The 14385-nt window shown below is 62.9% G+C and carries 14 protein-coding genes; all 14 read left to right on the top strand.

Annotation, left to right across the window (positions count from 1 at the left end; genetic code table 11):
* The first annotated feature begins 124 nt into the window (after window positions 1-124).
* The 14 genes from RA26_RS05230 (at window position 125) to RA26_RS05165 (ending at window position 14384) form a co-directional block, all read left to right on the top strand.
* Window positions 125-862 (top strand): COG3904 family protein, encoded by a 738-nt coding sequence (locus RA26_RS05230; RefSeq protein WP_039180898.1) that lies wholly within the window; start codon window positions 125-127, stop codon window positions 860-862.
* 71 nt (window positions 863-933) lie between these two features.
* Window positions 934-1710, top strand: coding sequence for a tRNA (guanine(46)-N(7))-methyltransferase TrmB (gene trmB / locus RA26_RS05225; protein ID WP_039180895.1), 777 nt, complete (start codon window positions 934-936; stop codon window positions 1708-1710).
* Window positions 1711-1796: 86 nt separating this feature from the next.
* On the top strand, window positions 1797-3143 hold the full coding sequence (gene aroA / locus RA26_RS05220; protein WP_039180893.1) for a 3-phosphoshikimate 1-carboxyvinyltransferase: 1347 nt from the start codon (window positions 1797-1799) through the stop codon (window positions 3141-3143).
* On the top strand, window positions 3140-3772 hold the full coding sequence (locus tag RA26_RS05215) for a (d)CMP kinase (protein ID WP_039180889.1): 633 nt from the start codon (window positions 3140-3142) through the stop codon (window positions 3770-3772). The genes aroA and RA26_RS05215 overlap by 4 nt, the downstream gene beginning before the upstream one ends.
* A 221-nt stretch (window positions 3773-3993) precedes the next feature.
* On the top strand, window positions 3994-4518 hold the full coding sequence (locus RA26_RS05210) for a hypothetical protein (protein WP_039180886.1): 525 nt from the start codon (window positions 3994-3996) through the stop codon (window positions 4516-4518).
* 141 nt (window positions 4519-4659) lie between these two features.
* Window positions 4660-5805 (top strand): amidohydrolase, encoded by a 1146-nt coding sequence (locus RA26_RS05205; protein WP_039180884.1) that lies wholly within the window; start codon window positions 4660-4662, stop codon window positions 5803-5805.
* Between the two features lie 2 nt (window positions 5806-5807).
* Entirely contained in the window at window positions 5808-6998 is a 1191-nt protein-coding gene (locus RA26_RS05200) for a diaminopropionate ammonia-lyase (RefSeq protein ID WP_039180880.1), read from the top strand.
* A complete protein-coding gene (locus tag RA26_RS05195; protein ID WP_039180878.1) occupies window positions 6991-8157 on the top strand; it encodes a M24 family metallopeptidase in 1167 nt (388 codons plus the stop codon). Before RA26_RS05200 ends, RA26_RS05195 begins: the two co-directional genes overlap by 8 nt.
* A gap of 15 nt (window positions 8158-8172) precedes the next feature.
* The gene (locus tag RA26_RS05190) at window positions 8173-8928 is read left to right on the top strand and encodes a maleate cis-trans isomerase family protein (RefSeq protein ID WP_039180875.1); all 756 of its coding nucleotides are present in this window, start codon (window positions 8173-8175) and stop codon (window positions 8926-8928) included.
* Between the two features lie 143 nt (window positions 8929-9071).
* The gene (locus RA26_RS05185) at window positions 9072-10622 is read left to right on the top strand and encodes an alkaline phosphatase family protein (RefSeq protein WP_039180872.1); all 1551 of its coding nucleotides are present in this window, start codon (window positions 9072-9074) and stop codon (window positions 10620-10622) included.
* Window positions 10623-10731: 109 nt separating this feature from the next.
* On the top strand, window positions 10732-11634 hold the full coding sequence (locus tag RA26_RS05180; RefSeq protein ID WP_039180869.1) for a metal ABC transporter substrate-binding protein: 903 nt from the start codon (window positions 10732-10734) through the stop codon (window positions 11632-11634).
* 94 nt (window positions 11635-11728) lie between these two features.
* Window positions 11729-12646 carry a manganese/iron ABC transporter ATP-binding protein gene (locus tag RA26_RS05175; protein ID WP_275041634.1) on the top strand — a complete coding sequence of 306 codons (918 nt, stop codon included), beginning with the start codon at window positions 11729-11731 and terminating at the stop codon, window positions 12644-12646.
* Window positions 12646-13524 carry a metal ABC transporter permease gene (locus RA26_RS05170; protein WP_019297678.1) on the top strand — a complete coding sequence of 293 codons (879 nt, stop codon included), beginning with the start codon at window positions 12646-12648 and terminating at the stop codon, window positions 13522-13524. The genes RA26_RS05175 and RA26_RS05170 overlap by 1 nt, the downstream gene beginning before the upstream one ends.
* The gene (locus RA26_RS05165) at window positions 13524-14384 is read left to right on the top strand and encodes a metal ABC transporter permease (RefSeq protein WP_039180866.1); all 861 of its coding nucleotides are present in this window, start codon (window positions 13524-13526) and stop codon (window positions 14382-14384) included. Before RA26_RS05170 ends, RA26_RS05165 begins: the two co-directional genes overlap by 1 nt.
* Window position 14385: the final 1 nt, after the last annotated feature.

The following is a 14385-nucleotide window of genomic DNA, read 5'->3' as shown; positions in this document are numbered from 1 at the left end:
CAGGAAAGTTGCACGCACGTTTTGCGCGGGAAATCTCGGGCAATCCTGCTGCACTGAAAAATCTGGAGCATACGGGCAGGCTGCGCCATACTGCGGCGGATGATAACCAGCCACCGGGGGCGTGATGCTGCGTTTGATGTGCATTCTCTTTTGTCTGCTCTTGCCGCTGCAACTGGCCGCGAAGGAAACACTGCCGCGCAAATTCAGTCTGCAGGGCACCACGCTTGTCTATGACACCGACATTAATGAGCCGGGGGAAGCCGCAGAGATTACGGACGTGGACGCCGACCGGCTGCGCCTCATACTGGCGGAGAATCCAGCCATTTCCGAACTGCAACTCAATAGTGTGGGCGGCAGCGTGTACGGCGGCGAGGAAATCGCCGGGCTGGTTTTGGCGTATGATCTCGATACTCTGGTTGACGGGGAATGCGTCAGCGCTTGTGTCGATGTTTTTCTGGCCGGCAACCGGCGGCGAATGACCGAGGGTTCGCGGATCGGGTTTCACCAGCGGAGTTGGCCCGCCCCGGCTGTGCATGAATACTACCGGAGTGAGCGCAAGGAGCAGCGCTGGGCAACACCGTTTGAGTTCGGCGCATGGATTTATGCAGACACACAACGCGAGATTCACGACCATCTAAGCTACATGGTGGCGCGTGGGGTTGACCCCGGTTTTGCAATCGAGACTCTGCGCACCGGGTCAGACCGGGAATGGTACCCGAGCAGGCTGCGCTTGATCGCCGCGGGGGTTCTGCGGGAATTCCGGTCCGGTCTTCCAGAGGATACTGAACAGGGCCTCCTCCCTGGCCAGCCGCCTGCACGGCTGTTGCCTTTGGATGCGGGGCAACAGCCTTCGCCGGGTTGACCCGGCGGCCTGCTTGCGGCAGAGGAGCGGCCAGCCTTTTTCGTAGATGCCCTGAACAGGAGGCCAGACGCATGTCCGGCGACCAGAAGCCACGCGACGACCAGTCCAAGGACGCCCGGCCCGCAGCAGAAAATGCGGCCGACAAACACGCCAGCGGCGCGCCCTGGCGCAACTTTTACGGCCGCTTCAAGGGCAAAACGCTGAAGGACAGCCAGAAGCGGTACCTTGACGAGGATCTGGCGAGCCTCAGCCCCGGTGCTGTCGGCTGGGAGGAAAACCCGGACCGCACGCCGCTGGATCTTGAAGCGCTGTTCGGTGGCAAGGATGTCTGGCTGGAGGTCGGATTCGGCGGCGGCGAGCATCTGGTGCATCAGGCGGTCAGCAACCCAGATGTCGGTATCATTGGGGCGGAGCCTTTCATCAATGGCGTGGCGATGCTGCTGGGCAAGATCCGCAATTCGGGCGCGGACAACATCGCCGTGCACCCCGGCGATGCGCGCGATCTGATGGATGTGCTGCCGGAGGCGTCCATCTCCCGTGCCTTCCTGCTGTACCCCGACCCTTGGCCTAAGGCGCGCCACCACCGCCGCCGCTTTGTGACGCAGGAACATCTGGAGCCGCTGGCCCGCTGCCTTGAGCCCGGCGCAATCTTCCGGGTGGCAACAGATATTCCCGACTACGTTCGCCAGACCCTGGAGGAAGTGCCAAAGGCCGGATTCGAATGGCTGGCCGAAGGACCGAATGACTGGCGCCAGCCCTGGGATGACTGGATCTCCACCCGCTACGAGCAGAAGGCTCTGCGCGAGGGGCGCACCCCGCATTACCTGACCTTCCGCCGCCTAGGTTGAAGCCAATTACGCTGGACCGGCCAGACCCAATCCGTTACCGATAGCGCAAACGAACAGACGAACGACCGACAGACGAAGGAAGCCCCATGTCCGGACACGGCACGCCCATCCCGATGACCTCTCACCGTGCTGACCCGCTCAAGGGCATGGCAGAGGTGCCCGGTGACAAGTCAATTTCGCACCGGTCTTTGATCCTGGGTGCGTTGTCGGTGGGGGAAACCAAGATCTCCGGCCTGCTGGAGGGCGAGGACGTGCTGGACACCGCCAAGGCGATGCAGGCCTTTGGCGCAGAGGTGGTCAATCACGGCGGCGGCAACTGGTCGGTGTTTGGCGTCGGTGTCGGCGGCTTTGCGGAACCTGACAATGTGATCGACTGCGGCAACTCCGGCACCGGGGTTCGGCTGATCATGGGGGTGATGGCCACTTCGCCGATCATCGCGACCTTCACTGGCGATGCCTCCCTGAACAAGCGCCCGATGGCGCGGGTGACCGATCCGCTGGCGCTGTTTGGCACCCAGTCCGTGGGCCGCTCTGGCGGCCGTCTGCCGATGACTATCGCAGGGGCTGCCGATCCGGTTCCGGTGCGTTATGAGGTGCCGGTTCCGTCCGCGCAGGTGAAGTCAGCGGTGCTGTTTGCTGGCCTCAATGCACCGGGCAAGACCGTGGTGATTGAGAAGGAAGCCACCCGCGACCATACCGAGCGGATGCTGGCAGGCTTTGGCGCAGAGATCACCACCGAGGAAACCGACGAGGGCCGCGTTATCACCCTGACCGGCCGCCCGGAGCTGAAGCCGCAGGTCATCGCCGTGCCGCGCGATCCGTCCTCCGCCGCCTTCCCTGTCTGTGCGGCGCTGATCACCCCCGGTTCCGACGTGCTGGTGCCGAATATCGGCCTCAACCCGACCCGCGCGGGCCTCTACTACACCCTGCAGGACATGGGCGCCGACCTGACGTTCGAGAACATGCGCGAGGAGGGCGGCGAGCCGGTTGCCGATCTGCGCGCCAAGTACTCGCCCGATATGAAGGGCATCGAAGTGCCGCCGGAGCGCGCGGCCTCGATGATCGACGAATACCCGGTGCTGTCGGTGGTGGCTTCCTTCGCGGAAGGCAAGACCATGATGGCGGGCGTCAAGGAACTGCGCGTCAAGGAAAGCGACCGCATCGACGCGATGGCCAAGGGCCTGCGCGCCAATGGCGTCACTGTCGAAGAAGGCGATGACTGGTGGGAAGTCACCGGTCTCGGCATCGATGGCGTACCGGGCGGCGGCACCTGCGAGAGCTTCCTGGACCACCGGATTGCCATGTCCTTCATGGTCATGGGCATGGGTGCGCAGAACCCGGTCTCTGTTGACGACGGCAGCCCGATTGCCACCTCCTTCCCGATCTTTGAAAGCCTGATGGGTGGGTTGGGCGCCAAGCTGGAGCGCACATGAGCGAAAGCTTCACCATAGCCGTCGACGGCCCCGCCGCCGCAGGCAAGGGCACATTGTCCAAGGCGCTCGCGGCTCACTATGGTTTCGGCCATCTGGATACCGGCCTCTTGTACCGTGCCGTCGGAGCAAAAATGCTGGATGGAGCTGCACCGGTGGAGGCTGCGCAGAACCTGACGCCTGAGGATCTGGCGCGTGACGACCTGCGCGGGCCGGAGGTGGCACAGGCCGCTTCCAAAGTTGCGGTGATCGCCGAGGTGCGCGCCGCACTGGTCGATTTTCAGCGCGCCTTTGCCCGGCGGGCGGGCGGCGCAGTGCTGGACGGGCGCGACATCGGCACCGTGATCTGCCCCTACGCGCAAGTAAAGTTCTTTGTAACCGCCAGCGCCGAAGTGCGTGCACGCCGCCGGTTCCTGGAACTGGCCGCGGCAGGCAAGGTGACAACCCTTGAGGAAGTGCTGGGCGACGTGAAAGCCCGTGACGATCGTGACATGAACCGGGCCGAGGCGCCGCTGCGTCCGGCGGCGGATGCAATCTTGATCGACACCAGCGATCTGAGCATCGAGGAAGCCTTGGCAAAGGCGATGGCCGTGATTGAGGCCCGCCGCGAGGCCGGCGAGAAACTGCCCTGAGCACCAGTTGATCGGCAAGGCCTGCAGCTGAAGCACCAGCTGCGGTCCAGCGGCGGACAGGATGAAATTTCAGACTCGCCCGCCTTTTGTCCGTTCGGCTGATTGTGCAGAACGCTTCCAACTGCACGCTGCATCAGCGGTTCGCGGATCACTCATCTGTGCATGGCGGCCTGAGCTAGAGCGCATTAGCCTGAGAGGGAATGCTGAAAAGGGGTGTTTCCATGGCTTGGCTAAGGACAGTTTTTGTGGCGGGTTTTCTGGCGGCGCCTGCGCTGGCGCAGGAGGAGCCCGAGCCGCCGATGAATTATGAGCGGCTGGGCCGGATCCTCTTTGCCCTCGATGACGCAGCGCAGCCCGTGGGGCGCGGGTTCCAGCTGACGATCTCAGGTGTTCCGGTGCTGGTGGTTACTGACCCGGCAGCGGACCGTATGCGGGCGATGGTTCCCTTGCGCCCTGCCGAAGGACTGACGGCAGAGGAATTGATGCGGATGATGCAGGCGAATTTCGACACCGCGCTGGACGCGCGCTACGCGGTGGCCAAGGGGCAGCTCTGGGCGGTCTTCATTCATCCGCTGTCACCGCTCGAGAAGGACCAGCTGATTTCTTCGCTCGGCCAAACAGTCAATATCGCCCGGACCTATGGCACGCTCTATACCGGCGGGGCCATGCAGTTTGGCGGCGGCGACAGTCCGGGGATTCAGCGGCAGCTGATCGAGGAACTGCTGGAAAAGGGGGAAGAAATCTAAAGTCAGCGGCCACCACCGCAGTACGAGTTTCGACACGAAATACCGAAACAAGGACGAAAATCGTCTTCTGACGGCCTGAATTCTATGCACCAAGTCGCAGTTTGCAGCCTAATGTCGCTGCAAACGGCTTGGAGAGCGCTGATGACCACATTTCAGGACCGCCTGACTGCACTGCGCCGGGATTTCCACCGCCACCCTGAGCTTGGCTTTCAGGAGGAGCGCACCAGGGCCAAGATTGCGGAGCATCTGCGCAACTTGGGGCTGGAGGTGCATGAAGGCGCTGGCGTTATAGGGCTGCTGCGTGCTGGCGGCGGAAACCGTGCCATCGGACTGCGGGCGGATATGGACGCGCTTCCGATCACCGAAATCTCGACCCATGGCTATGTCTCGGAAACACCAGGCAAGATGCACGCCTGTGGTCATGACGGGCATATGGCAATGCTCCTGGGCGCCGCCGAACGGCTGGTGCAGGAGCAGGGGTTTGACGGAACTGTCGTGTTGATCTTCCAGCCCAACGAAGAACACGGGCTGGGCGCCCAGGCGATGATTGCTGAGGGCGTGCTGGAGCAGTTCCCGATTGAAGAGGTTTATGCGATCCATAATCTGCCGGGCGCACCGGTAGGGCAGATCTCGACCCGCTCCGGCCAGATTTGCAACAGCGAGAGCCTGTTCGAAATCGCGATCCAAGGCCAGGGAGGCCACGCCTCAATGCCGCAGGCAGGGGTGGACGCCATCACTGTCGGTGCCGAAATGGTGCTGGCGCTGCAAACCATCGTGGCGCGCAAACTGGCGCCCGGGTCCGGGGCCGTGGTGTCTGTGACGGAATTTCTGACCGACGGTCAGCGTAATGTGCTTCCGGGTCACGCCGTGCTTAAGGGAGACGTGCGAGCACGCGTTCCCGAAGACCGTGAGGCGGTTGAGCGCTTCATGCGCCAGATCGCAGCCGGTGTTGCCGCGACGCATGCAGTCGAAGCCGAAGTGAGCTTCAACACCGAGTTCGTCGAAACCATCAACGCAGATGGTCCGGCGGAGGCTGTCTACCGCGCTGGTGAGGCTGCAGGCCGCGAAGTGGTCCGTAACCGCCCGCCGATGAGCTTTTCCGAAGACTTCGCCCATTTCTCGGCGGCCGTCCCGGGCTGCTTCCTGCTGTTGGGCAACGGCGAAGAAGGGCCGTGCGGCCAGCCGCTGCATTCGGCGGATTATGATTTTAACGACGCTCTGCTGCCGATTGGCGCAGAGTTCTGGGTGCAGCTGGTGCGTGACCGGCTGCCCGTGGGAAAGGACTGAGCATGCTTGGAAAATTTAACGTTGCCATCCGCCATGCGGCGGGAAATCCGAACACCGTAGAAGCGGCCTATTCGGTTCTGTCTGAGCAGGATTTTGCGAATGCGCAGGCGGAGATCACCGCCTGGGAGGGTTATGAGGCGACGCCGCTGGTGTCCCTGGCGGGTCTGGCCGGACAGATTGGCGTCGGGCGGATCGACTACAAGCACGAAGGCCCTCGGTTTGGCCTCGGCAGCTTCAAGGCGCTGGGCGGGTCATATGCGGCGCTGCGGGTGCTCCAGCGCGAGCTGAGCAAACAGCTGGGCCGGGACGTCAGCCTGGAGGAAATCCGCAACGGTGCCCACAAGGACGCCTGTGCCGGGATCACCCTGGTTTCCGCCACAGACGGCAATCATGGCCGTTCTCTGGCCTGGGGCTGCCAGCGGTTCGGCGCGCCTTGCCGCATCTACATCCATGCCGAGGTCAGCGAGGGGCGCGCCTTGGCGATGCGCGAACTGGGCGCCGAAGTGATCCGCATTACAGGCGACTATGACGAATCCGTCCTGCTGGCCAAGAAAGAGGCGGAGGAAAACGGCTGGTTTGTGGTCTCAGACACCTCCTGGGAAGGCTACACAGAGCCGCCGCGCGACGTGATGGCAGGCTATAGTGTGATGACCCGAGAGGCCTGCGAGGCAATGGCACAGGCGCCGACCCACGTATTCCTTCAGGGGGGCGTTGGCGGCCTGGCGGCATCGGTCGCTGCGGCGCTGCGGCAGTTCTACGGTGCGGCTTCCCCGCGGGTTGTGATTGTCGAACCGGAGCTGGCGGCCTGCCTGTTCGACAGTGCCAAAGCCGGCAAGGCGACCAATTTCGCCATTCAGGAGGAAACCATCATGGCGGGCCTCTCCTGCGGCGAGCCGTCGGAAATGGCTTGGGAAATCCTGGCCGAGGAGGCTGCGGACTTCGTGACGATCCCTGACAGTATTGTAGCTCCCGCGGTGCGCTTGCTGGCAAATGCCGAAACCGGCGATCCGGTGGTGGAGGCAGGCGAAAGCGCGGTAGCGGGTCTGTCTGCCCTGATCGCCGCCTGCCAGTCGCCGGAAATGAAGGCTACCCTGGGTCTCGATGAAGCCTCCCGAGTGCTGCTGATCGGCTCCGAAGGTGTCACCGACCCGGCGATTTTTGCCGCGATCATGGAAGGCAAAGACCATGTCTGACGCGCCTGTGCGCGGCTTCCCCGAGGCGGAATTCGCCACGCGCACCGAAAAGGCTCAGGCGCTTATGGCGGCGCAGGGCTTGGACGGGCTGCTGCTGCTGACAGAACCGGAGGTGCGCTATTTCAGCGGGTTCCACACGCTGTTCTGGCAAAGCCCGACCCGGCCCTGGTTCCTGTTCGTGCCGCCTGCGGGCAAACCGATTGCCATCATTCCAGAGATCGGCGCGGACCTGATGCGCCGGACCTGGATCAAGGACATCCGCACCTGGAGCGCGCCGGCTCCGCAGGATGATGGCATCAGCCTGCTGACAGAGCTGCTCGCGCCCATTGCCGGGCGCAGGGGTACCATTGGCCTGATGAAGGGGCACGAAACTTCGCTCAGAATGCCGCTGGGGGACTACGAGCGGCTGATCGCGGGGCTGCCGGGGCTCAAGGTGGCGGATGCCACGCCGCTGGTGCGCGGCCTGCGGATGGTGAAATCCGCAGCCGAAATTGAAAAGCTGCGCTACATCTGCGGCATTGGCTCCCGCACCTTTGCCCAAGTGCCGCAGATCTCCCATGCAGGGCAGCCGTTCGAGGATCTGTTCCGCGCCTTCCGGCGCGAGGCGCTGGCGCAGGGGGCGGATGACGTGCCCTATCTGGTCGGCGGTGCTGATCAGGGCGGCTACAGCGACGTGATCTCGCCGCCGACCACACGGCCGCTGCAGGCAGGCGATATCGTGATGCTGGATACCGGCGCCACCTGGGATGGGTATTTCTGCGACTTCGACCGGAACTTCGCCATCGGCCGCGCTGATGATCTGTCGCGCCGCGCCTATGATGTGCTGTGGCGCGCCACAGAAGCAGGTATTGCTGCAGCCCAACCCGGCGCCACCTGCCGTGATTTGTTCCGGGCGATGCAGTCCGTGATTGCCGAAATGGACGATCAGGGCGGTGACGTTGGGCGTCTCGGCCATGGGCTGGGGATGCAGCTGACCGAATGGCCCTCGCATGCGGCATTCGATGAGACCGTGATTGAGGAAAACATGGTGCTGACGCTGGAACCCTCGCTCGGCTATGGCGATGGCCGTATCATGGTGCATGAAGAAAACATCGTGGTGCGTGCGGACGGCGCAGAATTGCTGACCGTCCGTGCCGCGCCGGAACTGCCGGTGATCTGAAGGAGGCCCCGCGCCATGAAGCTCCCCTATGACACGGAGGCAGGTATTGGCAGCCGCGCCACCCTGGGTGTGATCGTGCTGGAGACCGACGAAACGCTGGAGCCGGAATTCTCCCGGATGATGGCGCAACCGGGCGTGGCGCTCTATCACAGCCGCATCCCGATGGTGCCGGAGGTGCGCCCGGAGACGCTGGCGCAGATGCAGGCAGACCTGCCTGCTTCGGCGCGGCTGTTTCCCTCCACGCCGGACTTTGACGTGATCGGCTATGGCTGCACCTCGGCCTCGACCGTGATCGGCTCCGCCAAGGTGGCTGAGGCCGTGCAGACCGTTCTGCCGAACGCCAAGGTGACCGATCCGCTGGCCGCCATCATCGCGGCAGGCAAGGCGCTGGGCGCTGCCAGGTTTGGATTTGTAACACCATACCTGCCGGAAGTTTCGGCGCAGATGCGCGCCAAGCTGGAAGCGGCAGGTTTTGACATTGCAGGCTTCGGATCGTTCGAGCAGATGGACGACCGGGTGGTGGCCCGGATCTCCGAGTCGGCAATTGCTGAGGCAGCCGCCCAGGTCGCCGGTCAGGGAGACTGCGATGCAATCGTGATCTCCTGCACCAACCTGCGCTGCCTGCGGATCATACCCGGGATTGAGGCTCAGACGGGTGTGCCGGTCATCTCCAGTAACCAAGCGCTGGGCTGGCACATGCTGCGGCTGGCAGGCGTGACAGATCCGCAGCCGCAGTTCGGTAAACTGTTCACTCTGCCGCTTGCGGACTGACCGCTAAAATTGTCCGGGAATTGCCAGCTGGCAACCTGCGGCAGGCTGCCCCACGGGAGCGGCGCAGTCTGCGCTTGTAATCCGCGCGCAGGCTGCCACAGATTGTCTCCGGAAACCTGATTTGCTCCAGCGAGGAAGCCCGGATGCCTGCCGCACGCCCCGAAAACCGGAATGTCCTGTTCATCATCATTGACCAGCTGCGCGCGGATTGCCTGTCGGGCGCTCTGGCAGAGCACGTGGACCTGCCGAACATCCGCGCCTTCATGCAGGAGGCGGTAACGTTCAACCGGCATTTTTCTGTGACCAACCCCTGCGGGCCGTCGCGCGCGTCGATCCTGACCGGGCAGTACGCCATGAACCACCGCTCGGTCCGCAATGGCACGCCCTTGCGCCACGACACGCCGAACATCGCCACCGAGATGCGCAAGGCCGGCTATCTCCCGATGCTGTTCGGCTATACCGACACATCGCAGGACCCCCGCGCATTTGACGCCAACGATCCGGCACTCCGGACCTATGAATACCCGATGAACGGGTTTCATGAAGTGACCGAGATGCGGCTGGAGATGTCCTACCCGTGGCAGTCGCATCTGATGAGCCGGGGCTATGACTTCGAAAACTACTGGGACGTCTACAAACCAGTCTCACCTGATGGCGGAGCACCCAGGCTGAACGACCCGGCGTTGTACGCTGCGGAAGACAGCGATACCGCATTCCTCACCAACTCCTTCCTGAACACGATGCCGGCCCATGGAAAGGACAGCTGGTTTGCGCATCTGACCTATATCCGCCCGCACCCGCCCCTGGTGGCGCCGGCGCCTTATAACAGCATGTACGACCCGGCCAGCCTGCCGCTGCCGCAGCGGCTGGCCAATGCGGAACTGGAGGCTGGTCAGCACCCGTTCTTCGGCCCGCTGCTGCGCAAAACCACCGCCGCCAGCTTTGTCGAGGGCTTTCCGGATCTGGAGTCCTCGGATGAGAACATTCAGACCCTGCGGGCGGTCTACCTGGGCCTGGCGACGGAAGTGGATCATCATGTCGGGCGCGTCATCCGGTTCCTGAAGGACAGCGGCCAGTACGGCAACACCATGGTGGTAATCACCGCTGACCATGGCGAGATGCTGGGTGACCGCCATTCCTGGGGCAAGATGACGGTCTATGACGCCGCCTATCACACGCCGCTCATCATCCGGATGCCGGGTAACGAGGTACACGCGGGCGCCAGTCTCAATCACATCACCGAGTCAATCGACGTAACACCCACCATCCTGGAATGGGTGGGGCAGGAGGTTCCGAATTCCATGGACGGGCGGTCGCTGCTGCCGCTCCTGCGGGGGGAGACGCCAAAGGACTGGCGGCAGTATTCCTTCTCCGAGCTGGATTTCTCGGAGCCGCTGGCGCCGACCCTGTGGCAGCAGGAGCTGGGAACTACCGCCAGCGATTCCTGCCTGGGCATCCTGCGGGACGAGAGGTTCACTCTGGTTGAGTTCGCCGCCGACCTGCCGCCGATGCTGTTTGATGGTCAAGGGCAGGGGGAACTGGAGAATGTGGTCGGGCAGGCTGCATATGCAGATGATCTCAACCGGCTGACCCGGCAGATGCTGCGGCACCGGATGAAGAATATGGATCATACGCTGTCGCTGACGGCGATCACGGGTGAAGGTCCACGCAGAAAGCCTCGCTATCCGCAGTAAGCGCTTCGGCAGGAACGACCCGCTTTTGCAAATCATTCTCAATTTCATTGACAGTTGCGAATGATTTGCAATAACAGTGCATCAAATATGCCTTCCAAGGGAGAATCGGATGTTTCCGAAGTTGCTCAAGACCGTATCCGCTGCTGCCATCGCAGCCGTTGCTGCCAGCACCGCAATGGCTGAAGACAAGATGAAGGTCGTTACCACCTTTACCGTGCTTGCCGATATGGCCGCCAATGTGGCGGGTCACGCGGCTGAGGTCGTCTCGGTAACCAAGCCCGGGGCAGAGATCCACGGCTATGAGCCGACCCCGCGCGACATTGTACGTGCATCTGATGCAGACCTCATCCTGTGGAACGGCATGAACCTGGAGCTGTGGTTCGAGCAGTTCCTGTCGAACATGGAGGATGTGCCCTCTGTCACCCTGACTGACGGCATCGACCCGATCCCGATCGCGGCCGGCTCCTACGAGGGCAAGCCCAACCCGCACGCCTGGATGGGTTTGGATAACGCGCTGATCTATATCGACAACATCGTTGAGGCCTTTGCCGAACACGACCCGGAAAACGCCGCCGTCTATGTCAAAAACGCTGGTGAGTACAAAGACCGCTTGCGTGCCACCATCGAGCCGCTGCGCCGTGCCATCGCGGAAATCCCAGAGGACAAGCGCTGGCTGGTGACCTGCGAGGGTGCCTTCAGCTACCTGGCACGCGATTTCGGCATGAAGGAACTGTACCTGTGGCCGATGAACGCCGACCAGGTCGGCACCCCGCAGCAGGTGCGCGGTGTTATCGACGGCGTGCGCAACAATGACATCCCGGTGGTGTTCTGCGAAAGCACCGTGAACACCGCCCCGGCCGAACAGGTAGCCCGCGAAACCGGTGTGGCTTACGGTGGGGAGCTTTATGTCGACTCGCTCAGTGAGGCGGACGGCCCGGTGCCGACCTATTTGGACTTGCTCAGGGTCACATCGGAAACGGTCGCCCGCGGATTGACCGAGGTCACCAACTAAGCCTGTTTTTGTATCCAAGTGCCCCGCAACGCAGGCTGCGGGGCGTTTCATTTCACAAAACACGATTTCTGTGTGTAACTCAGCAGGACAGCCCATGCTTGATGCCAGCGAGACCCGCACCATGAACACCAGCGCCGCACCTGCGGATGGCGGTATTGCCGCCAGTAACGTCACGGTCACCTACCGTAACGGCCACACCGCGCTGTGGGATGCCAGCTTTGCCATTCCCCGCGGCACCGTGACGGCACTGGTGGGGGTGAACGGCGCCGGTAAATCGACCTTGTTCAAGGCGATCATGGGGTTTGTTCCGGCAGCACAGGGCGAAATCCGGATTCTTGGCATGACGGTCAAGGACGCGCTGCGCAAGAACCTTGTGGCCTATGTGCCGCAGTCCGAGGAGGTCGACTGGGCCTTCCCGGTGCTGGTCGAAGATGTGGTGATGATGGGCCGCTATGGCCACATGGGTTTCCTGCGCCGTCCCAAGGCAGCCGATCACGAGGCGGTCGATCAGGCGCTGCGCCGGGTCAACATGCAGGACTTCCGCCACCGCCAGATCGGCGAGCTTTCCGGCGGCCAGCGCAAGCGTGTGTTTCTTGCCCGCGCCCTGGCACAGGACGGGCAGGTGATCCTGCTGGACGAACCCTTTACTGGCGTGGACGTGAAGACAGAGGAGCAGATCATCGCCCTGCTGCGCGAGTTGCGGGACGAGGGCCGGGTGATGCTGGTCTCCACCCACAACCTGGGCAGCGTGCCGGAGTTCTGCGACCGAACCGTGCTGGTGAAGGGGACCGTGCTTGGGTACGGGCCGACCGAAACCACCTTTACCCGCGAGAACCTTGAACACGCCTTCGGCGGTGTGCTGCGCCATTTCACCCTGGGCGGCGATGCCCTGCATGACGATGGCGACACCCGCCAGGTCACCATCCTGACCGACGACGAGCGCCCCTTTGTCCAGTACGGCGAGAAGACCCAGACCAGCGAAAGCCAGGGCGAGGGCGGAGGGCAGCAGTGATGGAATACCTGCTGGAGCCCTTTACTTATGGCTATATGACCAACGCGATGTGGGTTTCAGCGCTGGTGGGCGGCGTCTGCGCCTTCCTGTCGGCCTATCTGATGCTCAAGGGCTGGTCGCTGATTGGCGATGCGCTTTCGCACTCGGTGGTGCCGGGTGTGGCTGGCGCCTATATCTTGGGCCTGCCCTTTGCGCTCGGCGCCTTCATCGCCGGCGGGCTGGCGGCGGGGGCGATGCTGTTTCTGTCGGAACGCTCCGGCCTCAAGGTCGATGTGATTATCGGCCTGATCTTCACCTCCTTCTTCGGGCTTGGCTTGTTCATCGTCTCGATCAGCCCGATGTCGGTCTCGGTCCAGACCATCACCATGGGCAATATCCTGGCGATCACGCCAGAGGACACGCTGCAGCTGGCAATCATCGGCTTTGTTTCGCTGGCGGTGCTGCTGGCCAAGTGGAAGGACCTGATGGTCACCTTCTTTGACGAAAACCACGCCCGCACCATCGGCTTGCGCCCCGGCCTGCTCAAAGCTGTGTTCTTCGTGCTGTTGTCGGCCTCCGTGGTGGCGGCGATGCAGACCGTAGGCGCATTCCTGGTGATCGCCATGGTGGTAACGCCGGGGGCGACCGCCTATCTGCTCTGCGACCGCTTCCCGCGGCTGATCCTAGTCTCGGTGCTGATCGGCGCCCTCACCAGTTTCTTCGGTGCCTATGCCAGCTACTTTTTGGACGGTGCTACCGGCGGCATCATCGTGACGCTGCAAACCGTGATTTTCCTTGTGGTCTTTGTCTTCGCCCCGAAACACGGGTTGCTGGCTGCCAAGCGCAAGGCGCGCGAGGCGCTGAAGCGCGGCCCGGCTGCACAAGGGGGGGCTGCGTGATGGACCTCGATACGCTGCTGATGCCGTTCCAGTTCGCGTTCATGCAGAACGCTTTTCTGATCTCTCTGATCGTCTCTGTCCCGACCGCACTCTTGTCCTGTTTCCTGGTGATGAAGGGCTGGGCGCTGATGGGGGATGCCGTCAGCCATGCAGTGCTGCCGGGGATCGTGCTGGCCTATATCGTGGGCCTGCCGCTGATCATCGGGGCCTTTGCCGCCGGTATGCTTTGTGCGGTCGCCACAGGCTTTCTGTCCGGTAATAGCCGGGTCAAGCAGGATACGGTGATGGGGGTGGTGTTTTCCGGCATGTTCGGGCTGGGCATCGTGCTTTACGTCTCGATAGAAACCAACGCGCACCTCGACCACATCCTGTTCGGCAATATGCTGGGCGTGGAGCCTGATGAGCTGTGGACCGCCGGTATCATCTCTCTGGTGGTCGGTGCCGGGCTGGTCCTGAAGTGGAAAGACCTGCTGCTGCACAGCTTCGACCCCGCGCAGGCGCAGGCTTCCGGCCTGCCGGTCACGGTTCTGCACTACGGGCTGCTGGCGGCCTTGTCGCTGACCATTGTGGCGACGTTGTCGGCGGCGGGGCTGATTCTGGCCATCGGGCTGCTGATCGCGCCTGGCGCAATTGCCTTCCTGGTGGTGCGCAAGTTCTCAACCATGCTCTGGGTCTCGGTTCTGGTCTGCATGGTCTCGATGCTGGCGGGAACCTATGCCAGCTTCTTCCTCGACAGCGCCCCGGCACCGACCATCGTGCTGATCCTGAGTGCGCTGTTCATCCTTGCCTTTGTGCGGCGCCTGTATTTGACCCGCAAAACCTCGATGCAGCGCGCCAGGGAAACCTCCGGAACCGTGTGAG

The organism is Leisingera sp. ANG-M7 (genome assembly GCF_000813965.1).
In the GTDB taxonomy this organism is placed as follows: Bacteria; Pseudomonadota; Alphaproteobacteria; order Rhodobacterales; family Rhodobacteraceae; genus Leisingera.
This window is presented reverse-complemented; position numbering and strand designations above follow the sequence as displayed.